The 25483-nt window shown below is 62.3% G+C and carries 24 protein-coding genes; 4 read left to right on the top strand and 20 right to left on the bottom strand.

The genetic code is table 11. The features are described 5' to 3' along the window. Positions 1–18: 18 nt before the first annotated feature. The 9 genes from mltG to AC07W0_RS18085 form a co-directional block, all read right to left on the bottom strand. Positions 19–1149: an endolytic transglycosylase MltG gene (gene mltG, locus AC07W0_RS18045; protein ID WP_102618409.1), complete on the bottom strand. Its 1131-nt coding sequence runs from the start codon at positions 1147–1149 to the stop codon at positions 19–21. A gap of 1 nt (position 1150) precedes the next feature. After that, positions 1151–1966, bottom strand: a complete 816-nt coding sequence (pabC, locus tag AC07W0_RS18050; protein WP_079444531.1) for an aminodeoxychorismate lyase — start codon at positions 1964–1966, stop codon at positions 1151–1153. After that, the gene (gene fabF / locus AC07W0_RS18055; protein WP_046382366.1) at positions 1966–3210 is read right to left on the bottom strand and encodes a beta-ketoacyl-ACP synthase II; all 1245 of its coding nucleotides are present in this window, start codon (positions 3208–3210) and stop codon (positions 1966–1968) included. The genes pabC and fabF overlap by 1 nt, the downstream gene beginning before the upstream one ends. Positions 3211–3336: 126 nt before the next feature. Then, positions 3337–3573, bottom strand: coding sequence for an acyl carrier protein (acpP, locus tag AC07W0_RS18060; RefSeq protein ID WP_003175607.1), 237 nt, complete (start codon positions 3571–3573; stop codon positions 3337–3339). 192 nt (positions 3574–3765) lie between these two features. Beyond that, positions 3766–4509 carry a 3-oxoacyl-ACP reductase FabG gene (fabG, locus tag AC07W0_RS18065; RefSeq protein ID WP_046382365.1) on the bottom strand — a complete coding sequence of 248 codons (744 nt, stop codon included), beginning with the start codon at positions 4507–4509 and terminating at the stop codon, positions 3766–3768. 24 nt (positions 4510–4533) lie between these two features. Continuing rightward, positions 4534–5472, bottom strand: coding sequence for an ACP S-malonyltransferase (gene fabD, locus AC07W0_RS18070; RefSeq protein WP_046489281.1), 939 nt, complete (start codon positions 5470–5472; stop codon positions 4534–4536). A gap of 126 nt (positions 5473–5598) precedes the next feature. Continuing rightward, positions 5599–6609: a phosphate acyltransferase PlsX gene (plsX, locus tag AC07W0_RS18075; RefSeq protein ID WP_082118866.1), complete on the bottom strand. Its 1011-nt coding sequence runs from the start codon at positions 6607–6609 to the stop codon at positions 5599–5601. Positions 6610–6613: 4 nt separating this feature from the next. Next, positions 6614–6796 (bottom strand): 50S ribosomal protein L32, encoded by a 183-nt coding sequence (gene rpmF, locus AC07W0_RS18080; RefSeq protein WP_008152339.1) that lies wholly within the window; start codon positions 6794–6796, stop codon positions 6614–6616. 13 nt (positions 6797–6809) lie between these two features. Next, the gene (locus AC07W0_RS18085) at positions 6810–7340 is read right to left on the bottom strand and encodes a YceD family protein (RefSeq protein ID WP_027607804.1); all 531 of its coding nucleotides are present in this window, start codon (positions 7338–7340) and stop codon (positions 6810–6812) included. A gap of 105 nt (positions 7341–7445) precedes the next feature. Between AC07W0_RS18085 and AC07W0_RS18090 the strand changes: the two genes are divergently transcribed. Further along, positions 7446–8024 (top strand): Maf family protein, encoded by a 579-nt coding sequence (locus AC07W0_RS18090; RefSeq protein WP_102618408.1) that lies wholly within the window; start codon positions 7446–7448, stop codon positions 8022–8024. Positions 8025–8154: 130 nt separating this feature from the next. Here AC07W0_RS18090 and sppA read toward each other — a convergent pair whose 3' ends face one another. Genes sppA through rluC form a run of 3 tightly spaced genes read right to left on the bottom strand, consistent with a single transcriptional unit; the run spans position 8155 to position 10768 of the window. Beyond that, positions 8155–9138, bottom strand: coding sequence for a signal peptide peptidase SppA (gene sppA / locus AC07W0_RS18095; RefSeq protein ID WP_102618407.1), 984 nt, complete (start codon positions 9136–9138; stop codon positions 8155–8157). 21 nt (positions 9139–9159) lie between these two features. Continuing rightward, positions 9160–9822, bottom strand: coding sequence for an HAD-IA family hydrolase (locus tag AC07W0_RS18100; protein ID WP_046382360.1), 663 nt, complete (start codon positions 9820–9822; stop codon positions 9160–9162). Further along, on the bottom strand, positions 9809–10768 hold the full coding sequence (gene rluC, locus AC07W0_RS18105) for a 23S rRNA pseudouridine(955/2504/2580) synthase RluC (RefSeq protein ID WP_046382359.1): 960 nt from the start codon (positions 10766–10768) through the stop codon (positions 9809–9811). Before rluC ends, AC07W0_RS18100 begins: the two co-directional genes overlap by 14 nt. 768 nt (positions 10769–11536) lie before the next feature. Between rluC and rne the strand changes: the two genes are divergently transcribed. Continuing rightward, positions 11537–14737 (top strand): ribonuclease E, encoded by a 3201-nt coding sequence (gene rne, locus AC07W0_RS18110; protein WP_102618406.1) that lies wholly within the window; start codon positions 11537–11539, stop codon positions 14735–14737. A 176-nt stretch (positions 14738–14913) separates the two neighbouring features. Here rne and AC07W0_RS18115 read toward each other — a convergent pair whose 3' ends face one another. The 5 genes from AC07W0_RS18115 to AC07W0_RS18135 form a co-directional block, all read right to left on the bottom strand. Continuing rightward, positions 14914–15498, bottom strand: a complete 585-nt coding sequence (locus AC07W0_RS18115; protein WP_046489266.1) for a nucleotidyltransferase family protein — start codon at positions 15496–15498, stop codon at positions 14914–14916. After that, positions 15495–16481, bottom strand: coding sequence for an XdhC family protein (locus AC07W0_RS18120; RefSeq protein WP_046489265.1), 987 nt, complete (start codon positions 16479–16481; stop codon positions 15495–15497). The genes AC07W0_RS18115 and AC07W0_RS18120 overlap by 4 nt, the downstream gene beginning before the upstream one ends. Further along, entirely contained in the window at positions 16481–18802 is a 2322-nt protein-coding gene (locus AC07W0_RS18125; protein WP_102618405.1) for a xanthine dehydrogenase family protein molybdopterin-binding subunit, read from the bottom strand. The genes AC07W0_RS18120 and AC07W0_RS18125 overlap by 1 nt, the downstream gene beginning before the upstream one ends. Beyond that, positions 18799–19269, bottom strand: a complete 471-nt coding sequence (locus AC07W0_RS18130; RefSeq protein WP_046382354.1) for a (2Fe-2S)-binding protein — start codon at positions 19267–19269, stop codon at positions 18799–18801. Before AC07W0_RS18130 ends, AC07W0_RS18125 begins: the two co-directional genes overlap by 4 nt. Before the next feature lie 254 nt (positions 19270–19523). Beyond that, a complete protein-coding gene (locus AC07W0_RS18135; protein ID WP_102618404.1) occupies positions 19524–20855 on the bottom strand; it encodes a dicarboxylate/amino acid:cation symporter in 1332 nt (443 codons plus the stop codon). Positions 20856–21194: 339 nt separating this feature from the next. On the opposite strand from AC07W0_RS18135, the gene AC07W0_RS18140 reads away from it, so the two are divergent. Further along, complete coding sequence (locus tag AC07W0_RS18140) at positions 21195–22193, top strand: AraC family transcriptional regulator (protein WP_046382352.1); 999 nt, start codon at positions 21195–21197, stop codon at positions 22191–22193. Between the two features lie 21 nt (positions 22194–22214). On the opposite strand, the gene AC07W0_RS18145 is transcribed toward AC07W0_RS18140, so the two are convergent. The 3 genes from AC07W0_RS18145 to AC07W0_RS18155 are packed head-to-tail and all read right to left on the bottom strand — an operon-like array spanning position 22215 to position 24562. Then, entirely contained in the window at positions 22215–23561 is a 1347-nt protein-coding gene (locus AC07W0_RS18145; RefSeq protein WP_102618403.1) for an ATP-binding protein, read from the bottom strand. Then, on the bottom strand, positions 23558–24235 hold the full coding sequence (locus AC07W0_RS18150) for a response regulator (RefSeq protein WP_046382350.1): 678 nt from the start codon (positions 24233–24235) through the stop codon (positions 23558–23560). The genes AC07W0_RS18145 and AC07W0_RS18150 overlap by 4 nt, the downstream gene beginning before the upstream one ends. Before the next feature lie 18 nt (positions 24236–24253). Then, positions 24254–24562: a hypothetical protein gene (locus AC07W0_RS18155; RefSeq protein ID WP_102618402.1), complete on the bottom strand. Its 309-nt coding sequence runs from the start codon at positions 24560–24562 to the stop codon at positions 24254–24256. A gap of 132 nt (positions 24563–24694) precedes the next feature. On the opposite strand from AC07W0_RS18155, the gene AC07W0_RS18160 reads away from it, so the two are divergent. After that, the gene (locus AC07W0_RS18160) at positions 24695–25411 is read left to right on the top strand and encodes a 4'-phosphopantetheinyl transferase family protein (RefSeq protein ID WP_102618401.1); all 717 of its coding nucleotides are present in this window, start codon (positions 24695–24697) and stop codon (positions 25409–25411) included. Positions 25412–25483 lie beyond the last annotated feature (72 nt).

Raw genomic sequence — 25483 nt, forward strand, 5'->3', positions numbered from 1 at the left:
GGCAGTCCTTAGTCAGAGTCATTGCGGGCTTTGCGATGCGGCGGCGTCCGGCGCAGGCTCGGCGGGTGCGTCGGGGGCATCGTTCGTCGGCGCGGGGTCTTCCAACGGCTTCACCTGCGGCGCCGGGCTGGAACGGTAATCGGCGCGACGCTTGAGCTGGAACTCACGCACCGCGGCATTATGTGCATCCAGGTCGTCCGAGAAAATATGACTGCCATCACCTCGGGCAACGAAATACAGGCTGCTACCCGGCACCGGGTTCAGCGCCGCATGAATCGCCTCGCGGCCGACCATCGCGATGGGTGTCGGCGGGAGCCCGGCAACCATGTAGGTGTTGTAGGGGTTGGCTTCCTTGAGATGGGCACGCGTCAGCTTACCGTTGTAGCGCTCGCCCAGGCCGTAGATCACCGTCGGATCGGTCTGCAGCAGCATGCCGATCTTCATGCGACGCACAAATACCCCGGCGATCTGCCCCCGCTCCTCCGGCACACCGGTCTCTTTCTCCACCAGGGAGGCCATGATCAGCGCTTGGTAGGGGTCGGTGTACGGCGCGTCGGCGGCGCGTTTGCTCCACTCCTGGGCGAGCACATCGTCCAGGCGGTTGTAGGCTTTCTTGAGGAACTCGACATCCGTCATGCCGCGCACAAAGCGATAGGTATCGGGGAAGAACCGCCCCTCGGGGAAAACCCCTGGGTGGCCGAGCTTGTCCATCACTTCGCTGTCACTCAGGCCGGCAAGGCTCTGCACGATCTTTTCATGCTTGGCCAGCGCCGAGCGTACTTGGCGGAAATTCCAGCCCTCCACCAGGGTCAGGCTGTATTGCACCACTTCGCCACGCTGCCACAGGCCGATCAAGCCTTGGGCGGTGAGGCCGGGAGTGAGGCGGTATTCGCCGCTGTGCAATGGCTGGCCTTCGAGGTTGAACCGCCAGTACAGACGCAACCAGAAGGCGCCGTCGAGCACACCGTCGGCTTCCAGGCGATTGAAAGTGCCGGTCGGCGTGGCTCCGGCGGGGACGTCGAGCAGTTGCTCCTCGGTCAGGTGCAAGGGCTGCTTGAGGGTTGAGTCGAGCTTCCAGGCCGAAAACCCCAACAGCAACGCCGCCGCGAACAGACCGATCAGCAGCAGTAACAACAGTTTTCGTATCAACTCAAATATCCAATAGCGCGCGAACAATGCTCTGCAGTTTACGGGTGAGCGGCCCAACCGACCAGCTCATCGCAGCGCAGCCGCGCACCGGCCAAATGCCATAAACGCTGTTGCAGACAAAAACCTCGTCGGCCGACTGCAACTGCTCAAGGCTGATATCGGCCACGACCACCGGGGTGCCGAGCGCCTGCGCCTGGGCCAGCACCTCGGCACGCATGACGCCGGCCACGCCGCAACGATTCAGATCAGCGGTCAACAACACGCCGTGACGCACCAGGAACAGGTTGCTGAACACGCCTTCGATGACGCGCCCGGACATATCCAGCATCAAACCTTCGGCATGCTCGGTATCTTGCCACTCGGCGCGCGCGATCACTTGTTCGAGGCGATTGAGGTGCTTGAGACCGGCCAGCAGCGGCTGTTCGGACAAACGGGTGGCGCACGGAAACAGGCGGATACCGTCGTTGCCATGGGCCTGGGGATAAGCAGCAGGCGCACTGCCCTGCAGGATACGGCGCACCGGGGCGCCGGGGTTGATGCCATAACCGCGCAGGCTGTCGCCTCGGGTGAGGATCAATTTGAGTACGCCGTCGCCGAGGGCGCTGGCGTAAGCGAGCACTTCGCTGCGGACCAATGCCGGGTCCACAACCAATGCCAACCGCCTGCAACCCTCGGCCAGGCGTTGCAGGTGGCGGTCGAGCAACACGGGTTGCCCGGCCTTGACGGCGATGGTTTCGAACAGGCCATCGCCATACGCCAGGCCACGATCTTTCAGGGGCACGCTGTCCGCTGGCTGACCGTCGACCCAGCTGTGCATTACTCGGCGAACCGGCGGAACACCAGGGAACCGTTGGTGCCACCGAAACCGAACGAGTTGGACAACACCACGTCGATCGGCATTTTCTGCGCTTCATGAGGCACGAAGTTCAGGTCGCAGCCTTCATCCGGCTCATCGAGGTTGATGGTCGGCGGAGCGACCTGATCCCTGATGGCCAGCACGCTGAAGATCGCTTCGACCGCGCCCGCCGCACCCAACAGGTGGCCGGTCATGGACTTGGTGGAGCTGACTGCCAGCTTGTAGGCGTGCTCGCCGAACACTGACTTGATCGCTTCGGCTTCCGCCAGGTCGCCGGTCGCTGTCGAAGTGCCGTGGGCGTTGATGTACTGCACCAGGTCCGGGCTGATCTTCGCATCGCGCAGGGCGTTGGTGATGCAACGCGCAGCACCGGCGCCGTTGGCCGGTGGCGAAGTCATGTGGTAGGCGTCGCCACTCATACCAAAGCCGATCAGCTCGGCGTAGATCGTCGCGCCACGCGCCTTGGCGTGTTCCAGCTCTTCCAGCACCAGCGCACCGGCGCCGTCGGCCAGGACGAAACCGTCACGGCCCTTGTCCCACGGACGGCTGGCACGAGCCGGCTCGTCGTTGCGGGTCGACAGCGCACGCGACGCGCCGAAGCCGCCCATGCCCAGGCCGCAGGCCGCCATTTCAGCGCCGCCGGCAATCATCACGTCCGCTTCGTCATAGGCGATATTGCGCGCGGCCATGCCGATGCAATGCGTGCCTGTGGTGCAAGCCGTGGCAATGGCGTAGTTAGGTCCCTGTGCTCCCAGATGGATGGACAGGAAACCGGAAATCATATTGATGATCGAACCCGGCACGAAGAACGGTGAAATTCGACGCGGACCGGACTCGTGCAACGTGCGACTGGTTTCTTCGATATTGGTCAAACCGCCAATACCCGAACCCATGGCCACGCCGATGCGTTCACGGTTGGCGTCGGTGACTTCCAGACCAGCGTCACGCACTGCCTGAAAACCGGCTGCCAGGCCGTATTGAATGAACAGGTCGAGTTTGCGGGACTCTTTGATCGAGAGGTATTGCTCGACATTGAACCCCTTTACCGAGCCGCCAAAACGGGTGGAATAGGCAGAAAGGTCCGTGTGTTCGATCAGACCAATACCACTGCGGCCAGCCAGAATGCCCTGCCAACTGCTCGGCACATCCGTGCCCAGTGGCGACAACATACCCATACCGGTGACTACGACGCGTCTACGCGACACAGCACTCTCCTTTTTCTAATGACGACACTTTGCTTCAGAATCACTTTTCATCAGAGCTAAAGAAAAAACCGCACGCCGTTACAGCAGTGCGGTTTTTCCCTGACAGCAAGCGACGACTACAAACTATTACGCCTGGTGGCTGGTAACGTAGTCGATTGCAGCTTGAACGGTAGTGATTTTTTCAGCTTCTTCGTCCGGGATTTCGGTCTCGAATTCCTCTTCCAGAGCCATCACCAGCTCAACGGTGTCAAGGGAGTCGGCACCCAGGTCTTCAACGAAGGAAGCGGTGTTGACCACTTCTTCTTCTTTAACGCCCAGTTGCTCGGCAACGATTTTCTTGACGCGCTCTTCGATGGTGCTCATACCTTGTTTTCACTCCTAATGGACAAATTCAGGCAGCTGGCCAGTGGGTAAGTGTATAGAAAGCCATTTCAGCTTTTCAACTGAAAGGTTCACCCCGTACCCGGTCGGCCACCCGCGTATAAATTAAGTTGCAGCTTTATAACGGATTTTAGACAGCTCGTATGACATTTTTTTGAAGCGATCCGTCACAATTTAACTCATGTACATCCCGCCGTTAACCGGGATTGTAGCCCCAGTCACGTATGCCGCACCGTCGGATGCCAGGAAAGAGACCACATTCGCGATCTCTTGAGCCTGGCCCAGACGGCCCAGCGGAATCTGCGTCAGCAAGGCTTCACGCTGTGCTTCCGGCAGTTCGCGGGTCATATCGGTGTCGATGAACCCAGGGGCCACCGAGTTGACCGTAATCGACCGCGAGCCGACTTCACGCGCCAGTGCGCGGCTGAAACCTTCCAGACCGGCTTTCGCCGCGGCATAGTTTACTTGGCCTGCGTTGCCCATGGCACCCACTACGGAGCCAATATTGATAATTCGACCCCAACGCGCCTTGGTCATGCCGCGCAAAACGCCCTTGGACAGGCGAAACAGACTGTTCAAGTTGGTGTCGACGACGTCATGCCACTCGTCGTCTTTCATCCGCATCATCAGATTATCGCGGGTGATACCGGCATTATTCACCAGAATCGCCGGCGCGCCGAACTGTGCGGTGATCTCGGCCAGTACGGCAGCCACGGACTCATCGCTGGTCACATTCAGCTCAAGGCCGGTGCCCTGCACGCCGTTTTCCTTCAAGGTCGCGGCGATACGCTCGGCGCCCGCGGCGGAAGTGGCGGTGCCGATCACGACGGCGCCCTGACGGCCCAGTTCCAGGGCGATCGCCTGACCAATGCCACGGCTCGCGCCGGTAACCAGTGCAACTTTACCTTGCAGACTCATGCAGGCTTCTCCTAAGTTCGGGGTTCAGGCCAGTGCCGCGCGAGCGGCCGCAAAGGCATCCGGGGTATTGAGGTTGGAGGTCGACACGCCGTCGGCGCAGCGCTTGTTCAGGCCGGCCAGGACTTTGCCCGGGCCGCACTCGACCAACTCGGTGGCGCCGTTGGCGGCCAGGGTCTGTACCGATTCAACCCAACGCACCGGCTTGTAGAGTTGTTCCAGCAGGTCGCGCTTGAGGGTGTCGAGATCCGCGGCAACCGCCGCGCTGACGTTCTGCACCAGCGGGATCTGCGGCGCCTGCCAGTTGATGGCGGCGATGGACTCGGCAAAACGCTCGGCCGCCGGGCGCATCAGCTCGCAGTGCGACGGCACGCTCACCGGCAACGGCAAGGCACGCTTGGCGCCACGGGCCTTGCAGCCTTCGATGGCGCGCTCAACGGCGGCCTTGGCACCGGCAATCACCACCTGGCCCGGCGAGTTGAAGTTCACCGCGCTGACCACTTCGCCCTGGGCCGCTTCGGCACAGGCTGCGATCACCACCGCATCATCCAGGCCGAGAATGGCAGCCATGCCCCCCTGCCCGGCCGGAACCGCTTCCTGCATCAACTGGCCACGACGCTCGACCAGCTTGACCGCTTCAGCGAGGGTCAGGCTGCCCGCAGCGACCAGGGCACTGTATTCGCCCAGGCTGTGACCGGCGACGAACGCCGGACGCGCGCCGCCTTCCGCCAGCCACAAGCGCCACAGGGCGATCGAAGCGGTGAGGATGGCCGGCTGGGTTTTATCGGTTTGATTGAGTTGCTCTTCCGGCCCCTGCTGGGTCAGCGCCCACAGGTCGTAACCCAGGGCATCGGAAGCTTCCTTGAAGGTTTCCAGGATCAGCGGATATTGCGCGCCCAGCTCGGCCAACATGCCGAGGGACTGCGAACCCTGCCCTGGAAAGACGAATGCGAGGGATGTAGACATGTAACAAGCCCCTAATGATCTGGTCGTCGGATATAGGCGCTCCTACGATGGGAGCGCACGAAACTGACAGATTGGATGGTCAATTGAACCGGCCGGTCACATTTAAGCATTCCCGGGCCGATTCGCCTAAGGCAACAGATCTTCCAGGCGGCCGTGCAAGCGTCGCGGCAGGTTTTCCTGGATCTCGATCAACGCCCGTGCAATCGCACTCTGAAAGCCTTCCACGCCCGCCGAGCCATGGCTTTTCACCACGATGCCCTGCAAGCCGAGAAAGCTTGCGCCATTATGCCGCGCCGGGGCCAGGTCCTCCTGCAGGCGGCGCATCAGCGGCAACGCCAGGGCGCCGACCAGGCGTGTGGCCAGGTTGCGCTTGAACAAGGCCTCGATCCGCGTGGCAATCATGGTCGCCAGACCTTCGCTGGATTTAAGCAGGATATTGCCGACAAACCCGTCGCACACCACCACATCCGCCTCGCCGCGATACAAACCGTCGCCTTCGACAAAGCCGATGTAGTTCAACCCCAGCGCACCTTGCAGCAAAGCGGCGGCGAGCTTGACCTGCTGGTTGCCCTTGATGTCTTCGATGCCGATATTCAGCAAGGCCACGCGCGGACGGGCCACACCCAGCGCCTCGGCAGCCACCGAGCCCATCACGGCGAACTGGAACAGATGCTCGGCACTGCAATCGACATTCGCGCCCAGGTCGAGCAACTGGCAATAGCCTGTCTGCGTCGGTATCGCCGCGACTATCGCCGGCCGGTCGATCCCCGGCAAGGTCTTGAGCACATGCCGCGACAACGCCATCAGCGCGCCCGTATTACCGGCACTGACACAGGCTTGCACCTTGCCATCACGCAACAACTCAAGGGCGACCCGCATTGAAGAGTCGGGCTTGCCACGCAGGGCGACCGCCGGTTTTTCATCCATGCCGATGGCTTCGCTGGCGGGCGTAATCGTCAGGCGCGCGCGATCCACCGCCGGATGGCTGGCAATCAATTCTTCAAGAAGGGAAGGTTGACCGACGAGGGTCAGGTGCAGCGAGGGCGTAGCAGACAGGCTGGCAATACAAGCCTGAACAATGCTGCGGGGACCGAAGTCCCCGCCCATTGCGTCAATCGCGATGACTTGAGCAGACAAGTGATTACTCGTCAGCGCCCTTGTCAATCACTTTACGGCCACGGTATACGCCTTCTGGCGATACGTGGTGACGCAGGTGAATTTCACCGGTGGTTTTTTCTACAGACAGAGTGCTTGCCGTCAGGGCGTCGTGCGAACGACGCATGTCACGGGCAGAGCGGGATTTTTTGTTCTGCTGAACAGCCATAATTGATTAACTCCTAAACGTTTGGGTCACGCTTTAACTGCGCCAATACACTGAACGGGTTGGACCGCGTTACCTCGTCCTCGCTCGGTTCGGACTCGTCATCGAGGCCCGCCGGCTGCTGGCATTCTTCCGGATGATGAGCAGGCACAATGGGCAAGGCGAGCAAAAGCTCCTCCTCGATCAGTGCATGCAGATCCAAAGGATCTTCGCCCAGTTCCAGCACGTCATAACCTTTCGGCAACGACTGGGTATTCGCACCCTCCTTTACCACAGCGTAACTGCATTCGCTGTGAATCGGCAGGGTGACCAGCTCAAGACAACGCTGGCAAACCATTTTGACCTCGGTGTCGATAAAGCTGTGAATAACCACAGATTTACGTTCATCTCGTTCAAAAACGAATTTGGCCTGCACCGTACCGACAGTGTCGGAAAGCGGGTCGCAGAGTCTCTCCAAATCGGCCAGCAGCAATTCACCTTGAAGGGAAGTGCCACGATCAGCCAATTTGCGCGGGTCAACGTGAGGTGGAATCGGGTCATTCAACATAGGCGCAGCATTATAGGGATGCCCCCAGCCATGTCAAAGGAAATTCAGCCCTGTGCGTCAGCCGGTCGTCCCGCTAGAATCCCCGGTCGCCCTGAGGAGACGCCCATGCTGCCTTTATTACTCGCATCCAGCTCGGTCTATCGCCGGGAATTGCTGAGCCGCCTGCACTTACCGTTCATCTGTAGCTCACCGGATATCGATGAAAGCCACCGTGCAAATGAGTCAGCCGTCGAACTGGTCAAGCGCCTGGCCGAAGAGAAAGCCCGCGCCCTCGCCGCCCGCCATCCAGGGCACCTGATCATCGGCTCCGATCAGGTCGCCGCACTCGAAGGCCGGATCATCGGCAAACCCCACACCTTCGAGAACGCCCGCGAGCAACTGCTGGCGGCCAGCGGCAAGCGTGTCAGCTTCCTCACCGGGCTGGCGCTGCTGAACAGCGAGACCGGGCATTGCCAGGTCGACTGCGTGCCGTTCACCGTACACATGCGCATGCTGGACGCGGAGCGGGTCGAGCGCTACCTGCGGATCGAGCAACCCTATGACTGCGCGGGCAGCTTCAAGGCCGAAGGGCTGGGCGTGAGCCTGTTCCAAAGCACCGAAGGCCCGGATGCGACCAGCCTCGTCGGCCTACCTCTGATTCGCCTGGTGGATATGCTGCTGGCCGAGGGCGTGCAAATCCCTTAAACCAGCGCAAAACCAAATGTGGGAGGGAGCTTGCTCCCGATAGCAATGGATTAGTCAGCTTATCTGTAGCTGACCCACCGCAATCGGGAGCAAGCTCCCTCCCACATTTATCTACGCAGACCTTGGGATCTCAGCGCAGGGTCGGGCCCTGGAAGCCCATGTACAAGGCCAACTTCTCCGCCACGCTGGCGCCGAGCTTCTTGGAGAACCGGTCAAACGGCGACTCCTGAACGGTGAAGTCCACCAGTTCCTTTTCACCAATCACGTCCCGCGCCACCGAACTGGCACTACCCAGGCCATCGATCAAGCCCAGCGGCAAGGCCTGCTCGCCAGACCAGACCAGCCCGGAGAACAGCTCCGGATGGTCCTTGTCCTTCAGACGATCACCGCGCCCTTGCTTGACGCTGGCAATGAACTGGCGATGAGTGGTGTCGAGCACGCTCTGCCAGAACTGGGTTTCATCGGCCTTTTGCGGCTGGAACGGGTCGAGGAACGCCTTATGCTCGCCCGAGGTGTAGGTGCGACGCTCCACACCGAGCTTCTCCATGGTGCCGACAAAGCCGTAACCGGCCGCCGTGACGCCAATGGAACCCACCAGGCTGGCCTTGTCGGCGTAGATCTGGTCAGCGGCACTGGCGATGTAATACGCACCCGAGGCGCCCAGGTCGGAGATCACCGCGTACAGCTTGATCTGCGGATGCAGCGCGCGCAGGCGGCGAATCTCGTCATACACGTAGCCCGACTGCACCGGGCTGCCGCCTGGGCTGTTGATGCGCAAGATCACGCCCTTGACCTTGGGGTCTTCGAACGCGGTGCGCAGACTGGTGACGATATTGTCGGCGCTGGCGGACTCCTTGTCGGCAATCACCCCGCGCACTTCGATCAAGGCGGTATAGCTGGAGCCACGGGTCGCGGTTTTTTCCATGTCCACCAGCGGGCTGAACAGCACCAGCATGCCGACCAGGTAAACAAAGGTCAGCAGCTTGAAGAAAATCCCCCAGCGCCGCGAACGACGCTGCTCTTGCACGCTGGCCAGAAGGGTCTTCTCCAGCAGCTTCCAACTCTTGTCGTCACTGCTGTCGGCCTTTTCGGGCGCTTTCCACTCATCACTCATGCCATCTACCCCAGCAAAGACTCAGTGGGCCCGGCTGAGCCAGGCCTGCAATTCAGAAAAATGATCGATCGTCAGCCTGGGCTCGTATGCCTGCAGCGCCTCGGCAGCCTGCGCACCGTAGCTGACCGCCACGCTGTCCATGCCGGCGTTGCGCGCCATCATCAGGTCGAAAGACGCGTCGCCGACCATCAACGCCTGGCGTGGCGACACGCCGCAATGGGCGAGGATCTGCTCAAGCATCAGCGGATGGGGCTTGCTGGCGGTTTCGTCCGCGGCGCGGGTAACGTCGAAATAGTCTTCCCAGCCGTGGGCCTTGAGCACCCGGTCCAGGCCGCGGCGGGCCTTGCCAGTGGCGACCGCCAGCTGATAACCCTCGGCGCGGAACGCTTCCAGGGACTGCACCACGCCATCAAACAGCGGCGAAGGCTCGGCCTCCAGCGCAATGTAGTGATCGGCATAATGCTCGCGGAACGCGACCAATTCAGCGTCAGCGATGTGCGGGTACAAGGTCCGAATCGCCTCAGGCAACCCCAGGCCGATAATACCCTTGACCGCCAGATCGCTGCACAGCTCGAAGCCAGAACGCGTCGAGGCCATGTGCATGGCCTCGACGATACGGCCAATGGAGTTGGCCAGCGTGCCGTCCCAATCGAAAATCAGCAGTTTGTAGTCAAGGTGCGGCACTCAAACGCTCCACGGTCTTGGCCCACATCTCATCGACCGGCGCCTGCAATTTCAATTCGCCACCATCGGGCAGCGGTACGGTGAGCATGTAGGCGTGCAGGAACAGGCGTTTGCCGCCCAGGTCGCGAATCTCCTTGGAGAACGCCTCGTCGCCGTACTTGGTATCACCGGCAATGCAGTGGCCCGCATGCAGGGTGTGCACGCGAATCTGGTGAGTGCGCCCGGTGACCGGCTTGGCCTCGACCAGGGTGGCGAAGTCGCCGAAGCGGCGCAGCACCTTGAACAGGGTCAGGGCTTCTTTGCCCTCCTCGTCCACTTCGACCATGCGCTCGCCGGAGCGCAGGTTGCTCTTCTGCAACGGCGCGCGCACGCTCTTGATCGAGCTGGCCCAGTTGCCGCGCACCAGCGCCATGTAGCGCTTGTCCACGCCATCGCCGCGCAGGGCGGTGTGCAGGTGGCGCAACATGCTGCGCTTCTTGGCGATCATGAGCAGGCCGGAGGTGTCGCGGTCGAGGCGATGGACCAGCTCCAGCTCCTTGGCATCCGGACGCAACTGACGAAAGGCTTCGATCACGCCGAAACTCAGGCCGCTGCCGCCGTGAACCGCAATGCCGCAGGGCTTGTTGATCACGATCAGCTTGCTGTCTTCGTAGACAATCGACGCTTCAAGGCGCTGCAACAGGCCCTGGGCCAGCGGCACAGGTTCGTCGCGCTCAGGCACGCGCACCGGCGGCACCCGCACGATATCGCCCGCCTGCAGCTTGTACTCGGGCTTGATGCGACCCTTGTTCACGCGCACTTCGCCTTTACGCAAAATGCGGTAGATCAAGGTCTTGGGCACGCCTTTGAGCCTGGCCAGGAGAAAATTGTCGATGCGTTGGCCGGCATATTCCGGCGAGACCTCGAGCAGCTGGACGCTGGGGGTCTGGGGGGCGGTAGTCGTCATGTCGGCGATGATAACAATTTTTTATGGAATTGAAGCACTTAATCATTACTGCTATAGTCGCGAACGCCGCCAAAAGCGGCCTGGACAGAGGACTTGCGGCAAATTGCCGGCCCTGACCTTCGCAATTCATCAGGACGCGAGGCCGTCCTACGGGGCTTTCGTTACCTTGGAAAGCCCGAGATTGTAACAAGCGCAGGTGACATGAGGCCTGAAGCGAGTGCAGAAAGCAGAGTGAATACTCGCATTTTGCGCCGATATTTACGGCCAGTTCACAAAGTGCAGTCAGTCTTGGGACACACCATGGCGAATGCTTCGGAAACAACGCCTGTTAAGAGCCGAGTGAGAGCGCAATCGCCCACACTTGGTCTTGTTTAGCCATGAGCGTGGACTCCCCATTGGAGAACACGGTAAATGCCAACCCGCTGCGGATTCTGCGCGCGGCAGCACCCGAATTATCAGGGATACGTGTAGGGTGGAGATGCACAACCGTCGGACCGTGTAGCACTAGGCTTATATATAGACGCTTCATCTCGTCCACAGTCGCCGGTTGATTCCTCCTCCTGACCTTAGCTTTTGTTGAAGTGGTGCCTTTGTCACCACCGCTAACAAGCAGGACGCGTCCGTCGCGATACCAGCCCAATTCGCCGGTTATTGCTGGACACTGGAGTGGCCAACCACTCTTGACGCACCTGACACCGACCGTGAGAAGTCGTGTGTGCCGAACGCCGTTTCCGGCAGCCCGGAAACCGACGGTACAACATGAAAAGAATGCTGATTAACGCAACTCAACCCGAAGAGTTGCGTGTTGCGCTGGTAGATGGCCAACGCCTTTACGACCTGGACATCGAGTCCGGCGCACGCGAGCAGAAGAAGGCCAACATCTATAAAGGCCGTATTACTCGCATCGAACCAAGCCTTGAGGCTGCCTTTGTCGATTTCGGCTCCGAGCGCCACGGCTTCCTGCCCCTCAAAGAAATCTCCCGCGAATACTTCAAGAAAGCCCCCGAAGGCCGCGTGAACATCAAGGACGTCCTGAGCGAAGGCCAGGAAGTCATCGTCCAGGTCGAAAAAGAAGAACGTGGCAACAAGGGCGCCGCCCTGACCACCTTCATCAGCCTGGCCGGTCGTTACCTCGTACTGATGCCGAACAACCCGCGTGCCGGCGGCATTTCCCGTCGCATCGAAGGCGAAGAACGCAACGAACTGCGTGAAGCGCTGAACGGCCTGGTCGCTCCAGCCGACATGGGCCTGATCGTCCGCACTGCCGGCCTGGGCCGCAGCAGCGAGGAAATGCAGTGGGACCTCGACTACCTGCTGCAACTGTGGACCGCCATCAAAGAAGCGTCCCTGGATCGTTCCGCGCCGTTCCTGATCTACCAGGAAAGTAACGTGATCATCCGCGCCATCCGCGATTACCTGCGCCAGGACATCGGCGAAGTGCTGATCGACAGCGTCGAAGCCCAGGACGAAGCCCTGACCTTCATCCGCCAGGTGATGCCGCAGTACGCCAGCAAGATCAAGCTGTACGAAGACAGCGTTCCGCTGTTCAACCGTTTCCAGATCGAAAGCCAGATCGAGACCGCCTTCCAGCGCGTGGTCGAACTGCCTTCCGGCGGCTCCATCGTGATCGACCCGACCGAAGCCCTGGTGTCCATCGACATCAACTCGGCGCGCGCCACGAAAGGTAGCGACATCGAAGAAACCGCCCTGCAGACCAACCTGGAAGCGGCTGAAGAAATCGCCCGCCAGCTGCGCCTGCGTGATATCGGCGGCCTGATCGTGATCGACTTCATCGACATGACCCCAGCCAAGAACCAGCGCGCCGTGGAAGAGAAAGTCCGCGAATGCCTGGAAGCTGACCGTGCCCGCGTGCAAGTCGGCCGCATCTCGCGCTTCGGCCTGCTGGAAATGTCCCGTCAGCGCCTGCGTCCGTCCCTGGGCGAGAGCAGCGGCATTGTCTGCCCGCGTTGCAACGGCACCGGCATCATCCGTGACGTTGAATCGCTGTCCCTGGCGATCCTGCGCCTGATCGAAGAAGAAGCCCTGAAAGACCGCACTGCCGAAGTCCGCGCACAAGTGCCGATCCCGGTTGCCGCGTTCCTGCTCAACGAAAAACGCAACTCGATCACCAAGATCGAACTGCGCACCCGTGCCCGTATCGTCATCCTGCCGAACGATCACCTCGAAACGCCGCACTTCGAAGTGCAGCGCCTGCGTGATGACAGCCCGGAAGCCCACAGCGGCCAGTCCAGCTACGAAATCGCCGCTGCCGCTGCCGAAGTGGAAGAAGTCCAGCCAGCCGCCGCGACCCGCACCCTGGTTCGCCAGGAAGCCGCTGTGAAGACCGCTCCGGCGCGGGCCAACGCACCGGTTCCGGTTGAAGTGGCTGCCCCGGTCGCAGCCCCGGCCGCCCTGCCTGAGCCAAGCCTGTTCAAGGGCCTGGTGAAATCGCTGGTCAGCCTGTTCGCCAGCAAGGAAGAGCCTGCGGCACCGGTTGTGGTCGAAAAACCTGCCACCGAACGTCCGGCGCGTAACGAAGAGCGTCGCAACGGTCGCCAGCAGAGCCGTAACCGCAACGGTCGCCGTGACGAAGAGCGCAAGCCGCGCGAAGAACGGGCCCCGCGTGAAGAGCGCGCACCCCGTGAAGAGCGTGCGCCTCGCGAAGCCCGTGAAGAGACCCCGGTCGTAGCCCGCGAAGAACGCGCACCGCGCGAAGAGCGCGCACCACGCCCACCACGCGCACCGCGTGAAGATCGCAAGCCGCGTGGCGAGCGTGAAGAACGTGTGCGTGAACTGCGCGAGCCGCTGGACGCTGCGCCTGCTGTTGCCGTTGCCGCCGCTGCTGTTGCCGCCACTACCGAGGAAGAACGCCCGGCTCGCCCGCCGCGTGAAGAGCGTGCGCCACGTGAAGAGCGTCAACCGCGCCCACCGCGTGAAGAACGTCAACCACGCACCGAGCAGGCGGCTGCCGCCAGCGAAGAAGAAGTGCTGACCGGCGAAGAGCAACTGCAGGAAGACGGCCAGGACAACGCCGAAGGCGATCGTCCGCGCCGCCGCTCCCGTGGCCAGCGTCGTCGCAGCAACCGTCGCGAGCGTCAACGTGACGCCAACGGCAATGTGATCGAAGGTTCGGAAGAAGCCGGCGAGAACGCAGAAGCCGCTACCAGCGAACCGACCAGCACCGAACTGGCTGCCGGCCTGGCCGTTACCGCCGCTGTTGCCAGCTCGGTCATCAGCGCACCTGCCGAAGCCCAGGCTCACGAGCAGGCTGAACGCGCCACTGCCGCCGTCGAAGAAACCGTTGCGGTAGAAGCACCAGTCGCCGAGACCCCAGTGGTTGAAGCACCGGTCGTAGAAGCAACCACCCCGATCGAAGCCCCCGCGGCTCCGGAAGTGGAAGTTGCGCCGGTTCGCGAAGCCCAGCCGCAAGAAGAAGTGGCTGCCGCCGAGCCTGCCCCGGTGGTTGAGCCACAGCCAGTGGTTGAAGCTGTCGTGGAAGCTCCGGTTGTCGAAGCCGCAGCCCCGGCCGTGCGTGAAGTTCGCGAAGAACAGACCGCCTTCCAGTGGACTGCCGAACCTGCCGCCCCGGTTGAAGCGCCTGCCCCCGTGGTAGAAGCCGCTCCGGCCCCGGTTGCCGAAGTGGTTGAAGCCGCTCCGGTAGTGGTTGCCGAGCCTGCGCCAGTGGTTGAAGCGCCCGTGGTTGCCGAAGCTGCCGCCCCGGTGGTTGAAGCCGCACCGGCCAGCGCCCTGACCGAAAACGGCCGCGCGCCGAACGACCCACGTGAAGTGCGCCGTCGTCGCAAGGAAGCCGAAGCGGCCGCCGCTGCTGCCGCTGCCGCACCGGCTGTCGCCGAAGTGGTCGAGCACGCTGCCCCTATCGTCGACGAGACCCCGCGTTCCGTTGAAGAAGTGGCAGAGCACCACCCAAAGGCCCTGGAAGAAGAGCACGAGCCTAAACCCCTCGTCTGATTCCATCAGCCACTGAAAAGCCCCGCCTGATCACTCAGGCGGGGCTTTTTTATGCCAAACAGATTCTGAAAACACCGAAGATTCAATGTGGGAGGGGGCTTGCCCCCGATGGCGGAGGGACAGGCACAGATGTTGAACCTGTCACTCCGCATTCGGGGGCTTGCCCCTCCCACATTTCAGAGCGGTTTGAAATCCAACAGATGTGGCAGATCCACATCCCAGAGTACGCCAGGATCGTTTACCTGGATCTCGCGCACCTGCCCCTGGGCAAACAGCGGCTTGGCCCCGCGATCGCCCGTCAACGCCATCAACGCCGGGCCGAACGCCCGCCCAAACGCAACCGGATGCCCATATTGGCCGGCATGCACCGGCACGCTGATACCATCTATGCGCTCCAACACCCGTTCAATACTGGACGGCAGAATGAACGGCATATCACCCAGCACCACCAGCCAGCCATCACTGGAAGCACTGGCCGCGACCGCTGCCGCAATGCTGTCGCCCATTCCGGCCGAGCACAGCTGCACTACCTCGCAGCCATGGACCTGCGCCAGACGAATGACTTCAAGCCGCTCGGGCGACGTCACCAGCACGCGCTTTAGCGCCCACGCCGGCAAATTCACCAGCACCTGCTCGATCACCGGCCGCACCACCCCGTCCCGGCCGACGCACTCAGCCAGCAATTTATCCCGATCTGCCCCGGCTTCAGCGCGAAAACGACTGCCCTGCCCCGCCGCCAGCACAATCACCGTGACGGTCATTCAACCTGCACCGACAGCGGCTTTTTCTGCAGCGGCACCACGCCATTCTTGATCGCGACAATTTCCGCCAGTAACGACAGCGCGATCTCCGCCGGTGTATGGCTGCCAATATGCAAACCGATCGGCCCATGCAACCGCGCGATCGCCTGCGCAGACAACCCCAGCGCCGCCAGGTTTTCCCGGCGTTTACGCGTGTTGACCCGCGAACCCAGCGCGCCGATATAGAACGCATTGGAGTTCAGTGCCGTCAGCAACGCCATATCGTCCAGGCGCGGATCGTGGGTCAGGCAGACGATAGCCGTGCGTTCGTCGGTCTGGATGTTCAGCACCGCTTCATCAGGCATGCCGGGCACAAAGCGGCCGTGCGGTTCTTCCCAGCCATACACGAACTCTTCACGCGGGTCGCAGATGAGCACTTCGAAATCCAGCAACCGCGCCATCTGCGCCACGTAGCGGGACAACTGCCCGGCGCCGATCAACAGCAGGCGCCAGCGCGGGCCATAGATGGCGCGCAGGCGCTCGCCGTCGAAGCTCACCACGTCGGTCTTGCTCGCGGGGCTCAAGCTCACGTCGCCGGTGGCCAGGTCCAGCTCCCGAGCGACGATTTCATGGGCGTCACAGCGCGCCAGCAACTCGGCCACCCACTGCCACTCCGTCACGCGCTCTTCGGTCAGGCGCAGGGTGCCGCCGCACGGCAGGCCGAAACGCGCCGCTTCATCGCGCGTCACGCCGTAGGTCACCAACTGCACCGCGGGCCCGTCGTCCGCCAACCGACCATCCTGCAGACGCGCAATCAAGTCGTCTTCAATGCAACCGCCGGACACCGAGCCGATCACCACCCCGTCACCGCGCAAGGCCAGCATGGCCCCGGGCGGACGCGGCGCGCTGCCCCAGGTCTGGACCACGCTGTACAACACCACCCGCTGCCCCGCGCGGCGCCATTCGAGCACGCTGCGCAGGACATTCAGATCCACGCTGTCCATCAAGCCTTCGTCTCCTGCCAGCCTTGCAACTGATAACGCACGGGCAGGTTGCGAATACGCTTGCCGGTGGCGGCAAAGATCGCGTTGCACAGCGCCGGCGCAATCGGCGGCACGCCGGGCTCACCGACACCGCCCAACGGCACCTCGCCCTGTGGCGTGGCCAGGTGGACCGCGACGACCTTGGGCGCCAGGGACATGCGCGCCACTTCATACATATGGAAGTTGTCCTGCTGGACCTTGCCGTCCTTGAAGCTGATCTCGCCCAATACCGCGTTGCCCAGGCCCATCACGCAGGCGCCTTCGAATTGCGAGCGAATGCGTTCCGGGTTGATCTGCGGGCCGCAGTCCACAGCGATATCCGCCTTGTGGACGATCAGCGTGCCGTCGTCTTTGACTTCCACCTCGATCACCGCCGCCACATAGGTGACGAAACTGTAATGCACCGCCAGCCCCAGGCCTCGCCCCTTGGGCAGCGTGCGCCCCCAGCCGGCGGCTTTGGCGGCGGTTTCGAGGACGCCGCGCAGGCGGGCGGTATCGATCGGGTAGCGCTCCGGGGATTCGCCGTAGTTCCACTCATCGCTCAGGGTTTTCGGATCGATCTGACGGTCCGGCCCAAGCAGTTTGAGTTGGTACTGCAACGGGTCCTGACCGGCCTTGTGCGCCAGCTCATCGACAAAGCTCTGAATCGCAAAGCCATGCGGGATGTTCGATACCGAGCGGTACCAGCCAACCCGGGTGTGGGCGGCGGCTTCGGGGTTTTCCAGGCGCACGTTGGGAATCGCGTAGGCCATGTTGGTAAAGCCCATGCCCAGCTCGAACGCCGCCTCGTGGTTCATCCCCGGTGCAAACAACGCGGTGATGCTCGGCGCGACGGTGCGGTGCAGCCAGGCGGAAGGCAGGCCGTCCTTGTTCAGGCCGGCCTTGAGGTACTCGGCGGAAACCGTGTGGAAGTAGGAGTTGTGGATGTCATCTTCACGGGTCCACTGCACGCGCACGGCCTTGCCGGGGAATTCCTTGGCGAGGATGGCCGCCTCGACCACGAAGTCCGGCTTGGACTTGCGACCGAAACCGCCGCCCAGCAATGTGACATTGATCGTCACGTTATCGAAAGGCAGGCCCAGGCGCTCGGCGACGCGCTCACGGGTCACCTGGGGCGCCTGGCTGGGGGCCCAGGCTTCGCACTGGCCCTTATCGAAACGGGCAACGGCAACCATCGGTTCCATCGGTGACTGGGCCAGATGCGGCAAATAATAAGCGGCGTCCAAAGTACTGTCGGCCTCGTTCATCGCCTGCTCGAGGGTACCGGTGTTGCGCACCACTTTGCCCGGTTGCCGCGCGGCCGCTTCCAGTTCCTTGCGGTAATCGATCGAGTTGTAGCCGGCGTTAACGCCGTCATCCCAGACAATCGCCAGCGCTTCGCGGCCCTTGATCGCTGCCCATGTGTTGCTGGCCACCACGGCCACGCCGCCCAGCGGCTGGAACTCCGAGGGCAGAGGCCGGCTTTCGATTTCGAGGACCCTGATCACCCCCGGCACCTTCAACGCCGCACTGGCATCGAAGGATTTGACCTTGCCGCCATACACCGTCGGCCGTGCAATGGTGGCGTAGAGCATGCCGTCGAAATGCACGTCCGCGCCGTACACCGCGCGACCGTTGACGATATCGGCGCCGTCGATGGCCTTGACGCCCTCTTTGCCGATGTAGCGGAACTCCGACGGCTGCTTGAGGCGCAGCGTGTCGCGCGCCGGCACCGCCAATGCACCGGCAGCGGCGGCCAGCTCGCCATAGCCCAAGGTGCGACCGCTGGGCTGGTGAACCACCTTATGCAGCTGCGCACGGCACTCGCCCAGCGGCACCTTCCACTGTTCGGCAGCCGCCTGTTCCAGCATCGCGCGCGCACTCGCGCCGCAACGCCGCATCGGTTCGAACCAGTGGCGCATGCTGCGCGAGCCATCGGTGTCCTGGTTGCCGTAACGCACTTCGTCAGCCGGCGCCTGCTGGACGCGCACGTGGGCCCAATCGGCGTCCAACTCATCGGCGACTACCAGGCTCAGGCTAGTACGCACGCCCTGGCCCATTTCCGAACGGTTGCAGATCACGGTCACGGTGCCGTCGGTGGCAATGCTGACGTAGACCTTGGGGTCATCGATCAGCCCATGGGGCATGGCATCGCCGCCATACTTCTTGGCGGCATCGGCGGCAAACGCGGCGGGCAGGCCCCAACTGGCGGCGATCACCAGCGCGCCGGTGGCGCCGACGCCCTTGAGGAAACCGCGGCGGCTGAGGTTATCGAGGACGAAATCAGCGGGTAAGCGGTTCATGCCTTGGCCCCCTGCAGGTGTGTCGAGGCCTGGCGGATCGCGGTCTTGATGCGGTTGTAGGTGCCGCAGCGGCAGATATTGCCGACCATCGCCTCCTCGATCTGCTCGTCGCTGGGGTTGGGGTTGGTTTTCAGCAGCGCGGTGGCCGACATGATTTGCCCGCCCTGGCAGTAACCGCACTGGGCCACGGCACTGTCCAGCCAGGCTTGCTGCACGACCTGGCCGATGGGGTCGGTGTGCAGGTTGTCGATGGTGCTCACAGCCTGGCCCTTGACCGCGCCGATCGGGGTGATGCAACTGCGCGCCGGGGCGCCGTCGATATGAATGGTGCACGCGCCGCACAGGCCCATGCCGCAGCCGAATTTGGTGCCGTTGTAACCCGCCACATCGCGAATCGCCCACAACAGCGGCATATCCTCGGTGACGTCCAGTTGATGGTCTTGACCATTGAGTTTCAGGGTAATCATTGGGCACGCCCGCCTATTTTTTGCATTTAGGGGCGAGCCATCTGCCGCGAAAGGTATCGCTGGTTCGGGTGCGCGCAGATGGGCTCAGGCTGAGGAGGCTCTCTTGCGAAGACGGATCTTCACCGGGCCTTTGATGGAGCATTGACTAACTGTAAACCAAAAAATTCGAATTTGGCCGCGCAGAAACGCAAACGCCCCGAACCAGTCGGGGCGTTTGCGGATTGCTGTGGGCGTCAGTTCACGCCATCAGCGGGTTACTTGATCACCGGCGCAGGGCCTTCGGCCACGCCCAGGTCATCTTCTTCACGGGTGTCGGAGATCCCACGACCACCGGAAGCCAGCTCGACTTGCAGCTTATCTTCGTCCAGTTCGTTGACCCACTTGGCTACCACCAGGGTCGCCACGGCGTTACCGACCAGGTTGGTCAGCGCGCGGGCTTCGGACATGAAGCGGTCGATGCCGAGGATCAGCGCCAGGCCGGCAACCGGCAGGTGGCCCACGGCCGACAGGGTCGCGGCCAGCACGATGAAACCACTGCCGGTCACGCCTGCAGCGCCCTTGGAGGACAGCAGCAGCACCAGCAACAGGGTGATCTGGTGGGTGATGTCCATGTGGGTGTCAGTCGCCTGGGCGATGAACACAGCAGCCATGGTCAGGTAGATCGAGGTACCGTCGAGGTTGAACGAGTAGCCGGTCGGGATCACCAGGCCAACCACGGATTTCTTCGCGCCCAGACGCTCCATCTTGATCAGCATGCGTGGCAGTGCCGATTCAGACGAGGACGTACCCAGAACGATCAGCAGCTCTTCACGGATGTAGCGGATCAGTTTCAGCACGCTGAAGCCGTGCGCGCGGCAGATGGCGCCGAGCACCACCACCACGAACAGGACGCAGGTGATGTAGAAGCAGATCATCAACTGGCCCAGTTGCACCAGGGAACCGACACCGTAGGCACCGATGGTGAACGCCATGGCGCCGAGGGCACCGATTGGCGCGAGCTTCATGATCATGTTGATGATGTTGAACATCACGTGGGCGAAGCGATCGATGAAGTCCAGCACCGGCTTGCCGTAGGCACCCAGGCGATGCAGGGCGAAACCGAAGATCACCGAGAACATCAGCACTTGCAGGATGTCACCGTTGGCGAATGCGCCGACGATGGTGTTCGGGATCACGTTGAGCAGGAAGCCAACGATGCTCTGGTTCGCACCGGCCGTGGCATAGGCCGCGATTTTCGAAGCGTCCAGGGTGGCCACGTCGATGTGCATGCCAGCGCCCGGCTGCACGACGTTCACCACGAACAGGCCGATCAGCAGGGCGATGGAGGACACGACTTCGAAGTACAGCAGCGCGTAGCCGCCGGTTTTGCCGACCGATTTCATGCTCTGCATGCCAGCGATGCCGCTGACAACGGTGCAGAAGATGATCGGGGCGATGACCATTTTGATCAGTTTGATGAACCCGTCACCCAGCGGCTTGAGCTCCACACCAGTCTGCGGGTAGAAGTGACCGAGCAAAATACCGATAACGATGGCAACGATCACCTGGAAATACAGGGATTTGTACAGTGGCTGACGAGTCGTCATTGCAAAGTTCCTCAATCGTCCCGTGTGGCAAATATCCGCCATTGCCCACGGCACTTGAATTGCGAACCCTCCTGCACTGGAGGGATTTGTTGTTTGCGAGACCTGTAGGACCAAGCCTGCGCTGTAATCCTTATCGCAAACGTCGTGCCACTTTGCTGAAACGGCCTGAAGCCCCCTAGACATGAGGGCTGGAGGGATCAAGGCGCGTCTGAGCGCCGTCCATTGCATGGCGGGTTTCCGCCAACTCGCCGTATCTCGTCCTACAATTTGGCGGATATCCGCCTTGTCGCTGTAGCGGGTGATGGCTACCATCCGCCCTTCCATGGACGAGGCCCTTGCATGCGCGAACGTACCATCGCCAGTCACTACGCCCGAGCGGCCCTCGGCGGTGCGCGCCGGGCCGGCTACGACTACTCGGGCCTGTTGCAGCAGGTGGGCATCACCCCGGAACTGCTGAACGAACCCCGCGCCCGCATCGCCCCGGAACAATTTACCCGGCTGTTGCAAATGCTCTGGCTCGCGCTGGACGACGAATACCTGGGCTTTGCCGAAGGTCCGAGCAAGCGCGGCACGTTCGCCATGATGTGCCACGCGCTGATCCATTGCCGCACCCTGGAGAAGGCACTCGAACGCGGCCTGTTGTTTTACAGCCTATTCCCACAAGGTCCGCGTTGGCAGCTGACACGGGAAGGCGAAATGGCCCGCTTGAGCCTGGACGACTCCCAGCTCGGGGACCCGGATCACTTTCTCAGCGAATCCCTGCTGCTGATCTGGCATCGCCTCGGCAGTTGGTTGATCGGCCAGCGCATCCGCCTGCAGCAGGCCACGTTCAGCTACCCGATGCCGGCCCACGCCAGCGAATACGACCTGTTGTTTCCCTGCCCGCAGGTGTTCGACGCACCGAACAGCAGCCTGGTGTTTCCTGCGCGTTACTTGAGCCTGCCGCTGCTGCAGGACGAGCGCACCCTCAAGCATTTCCTGCAGCGCTCCCCCGCCGACTTGTTGTCGCGTCCCGATGAAGGCGACAGTTTGAGCAGCCAGATCCGCCGCCTGCTCAGCCGTGACCGCACACCCTGGCCGGACCTGGACGCCGTTGCCCAGCACCTGCACATCAGCCCGCAGACCCTGCGCCGACATCTGCGTGAAGAAGGCAGCAGTTTTCAAGCGCTCAAGGATGAGCTGCGGCGGGACATCGCCATTTACCACCTGGGACGCGCGGATCTGTCATTGCAGGAAATTGCCGAGCAGCTCGGGTTCTCCGAGCCGTCGGCGTTTCATCGGGCGTTCAAGAAGTGGACGGGATTGACGCCGGGGGCTTATCGGGCACAGGAGAGTTAGGCAGGCGCCACTCAAGGAAGGTCAAACGGTCGGAAAGTGGATCTTGAACGCCGCGCCCCCCAAAGGCGAGTCGCCCAGGGTCAGGCGCGCGCCGTAGCTTTCAATGATGTCCTTGACCACTGCCAGGCCGATCCCCTGCCCCGGGTGCTGGCGGTCCAGCCGCTCGCCCCGTTGCAGAATCCGCGCGCGCTGGTCGGGCGGCACACCGGGGCCGTCATCCTCGATGCACAGTTCGATGCCATCCAGGCTTTCCACCAGGCTGATACGCACTTCGCTCAGGCACAGGCGGTAGGCGTTTTCCAGCAGGTTGCCGAGCAGTTCCAGCAAAGCGCCTTTTTCGATGGGCACATCGCACGCGTCCGGCAATACGAAGCTCACTTTGACGTGCTTGTCGCGGTAGACCTTGTCCAGCGTGTCGCACAGGCTTTGCAGTACCGGCTGCAGGCGTACCTGATGGCGTACCAGGCCGCTTTTACGCAAGCTGGCGCGCTGCAACTGGTAGCTGATCTGCTGGCTCATGCGTTCGATCTGCGATTGCAGCACCCAGGCCTGGTCGCGGTCTTCGGGGCGCAGGGCCATGTCTTCGCTCACGCCCTGCAACACCGCCAGCGGGGTTTTCAGGCTGTGGGCCAAGTCGTCGAGGGAGTCGCGGTAGCGGGTACGCTGCTCGCGTTCACTGTGCAGCAATCGGTTGAGAGACCCGGTGAGGCGCAGCAGTTCGCGCGGGTGTTCTTCGCTGAGGCTTTCGCGGGTGCCGCCTTCGATCTGGTCCAGCTCCTGGCTCAGGCGCCGCAACGCTTGCAGGCCCCAGGTCAGGCCCAGCCAGAGCAACGTCAGCAACACCAGCAACGCCGCGCCGAAGCCCAGGTAGAGGTTTTCGCGCAGACCTTCGAGGGTCAACTGGTATTCGCGCACCGGTTGCAGCGCGACGATGCTGAACGCCGCACTCTTGCCGCCGAGCAGCTTGACCTCGACGTCATACACGAAGAATTCCTGGCCATTGCCCTCGCGAATCCGCGCAAACTCATTACCGCGCCCGTCATAGCGCGGCCTGTAGTTGATGTTTTCTTCCTGGGTCGCCCGCGAGCGCCACACCAGATGGCCTTCGCGGTCGTAGATATAACCGAGCAACCGGCTATCGGTGAGGTTGAAGCGTTCGTCCGGCAACTGCGCCGGCATTTGCAGGCGGTTGTTTTCGACCCGCGCCGCCGAAATCAAGGTGGTGACGTCCGACGCCAGGCGCTGCTCGATCGAGTCCTGCAAGGCCAGGCTGAACGCGCCCTGCATGGCCGGCAACAAACCCAGCATAAACAGCACGGCCAGGGTGGCGGCCGCCAGCATCAAGCGCACACGTAACGAGCGAATCAACGGCAGCGCTCATTGAACAGATAGCCCAGGCCGCGCACGGTGTCGATCGGCTTGAACCCGCCCGGGCCTTCCAGTTTACGGCGCAGGCGGCCGACCAGCACTTCGATGACATTCGGGTCGCGCTCGTCGTCATCGGGGTAGAGCTGCTCCATCAAGCGATCCTTGGGCACTACCTGCTGATGGTGACGCATCAGGTACTCGAGAATCCGGTACTCGTAGGCGGTCAGCGCCAGGGGCTGCTCGTCCAACGAGGCCTGCTTGCGGTTGAGGTCCAGCAGCAAGGGGCCGGCGACGATGGTCGATTGGGTAAAGCCGCTGGAACGACGCAGCAACGCGTTCATCCGCGCTTCCAGTTCTTCGAACTGGAACGGCTTGACCACATAGTCGTCGGCGCCGGCGGCCAGGCCTTCGACCTTGTCCTGCCAGTTGCCGCGAGCGGTGAGGATCAGGATCGGGAAGGTCTTGTCCTGGGCGCGCAGTTGGCGGATCAGATCAAGACCGCCCATGCCGGGCAGGCCGAGGTCGATGATCGCCAGGTCATGGTTGAATTGGCCAGTCTGGTACAAGGCCTCCTCCGCGTTGGCCACGGCTTCGACCACGTGCCCGCTGTCGGTCAGGCGGGTATACAGGTGATGACGCAACAGAGCCTCATCTTCCACGACCAGCAATTTCATAAGGCTCTCCAAAGCAAATCAACTGTCCGACAGAGGGATATCATAGCGGCCCTGCAGGTCTTGCGGGCGCAGTTTAATGCCATTGTATTGGCCACCAAGATGCTCATAACCGGCACGATACGTCGCCTGCGGGCTGCTCGAGCCCAGCGACTGGCCCCAAGGCGCGGCCTGGCTGCGCACCGCCTCGAAGCTCACACGCTGCATCAGCGTACTGGATTTCTTGGTTCTCTCGCTACCGAATGCCGCAAAGGCGCCATCGCTGGCCTGCGCCCCGGCGGTGGCAGTGAACATGGTCAACGCCAACATCAGCTTCTTGATTGCAGTCATGGTACTTACCTCCACGTAGACTGTAGGTCCACATTACGCAAGCGCCCCTGAACTCCCCCTGAACAGGCTCTGAACCTGGCCTGAACCGCTACGGACTATCCACTGGCGCGCCAACTCGGCAAAATACCGCCCATGACGCCCCTACCCGCTTGCTGCACCCCACTCGACGCCCATTGGCCACTGCCCGATCCCTTGCCGGGCACGGTGTTGTTCAGTACGCGTTTTGATCCGGCCCTGTTGATCGCCGGTGATTTCCAACGCAGCGCGGTGCCGCCGCCGGCGAGCATCCAGCGTTCGGTGGCCAAGCGCCAGGCGGAGTTTCTCGCTGGGCGGTTATGCGCCCGCGCCGCCTTGCAACAACTCGATAACCTGGACTGCGTGCCGGCAATCGGCGAAGACCGGGCGCCGGTGTGGCCGCCGCACATCAGCGGCTCCATCACCCACAGCAGCGGGCACGCGGCGGCGATCGTCGGGCACAAGGCGCAATGGCGCGGGCTGGGGATGGACCTGGAAAATGTCCTGAGCCTGGAGCGCGCGGAACGCCTGGCGGGAGAAATTCTCACCGCCGATGAGTTGCAGCGCATGGCCAGGTTGCCGCGTGAGCAACATGCGCGGCTGGTGACACTGACGTTTTCGGCCAAGGAGAGCCTGTTCAAGGCGCTCTACCCGATCGTGCAAAAACGCTTCTACTTTGAGCATGCCGAAGTGGTGGAATGGTCCGAGCACGGCCAGATGCGGTTGCGGCTGCTGACGGAGTTGTCCGGCGAGTGGTGCCACGGCACGGAACTGGTTGGGCAATTTGCGGTGGATGGGGATCAGTTGTTGAGCCTTGTAGCAATCGGCGTCTGATCGAGCGTCATCGGGGGCAAGCCCCCTCCCACACTGGAATGCATTCCAAGAGGGGCGGTGCGAGGGTTCGGC

The sequence above is a fragment of the Pseudomonas sp. GW704-F2 genome, from assembly GCF_059423025.1.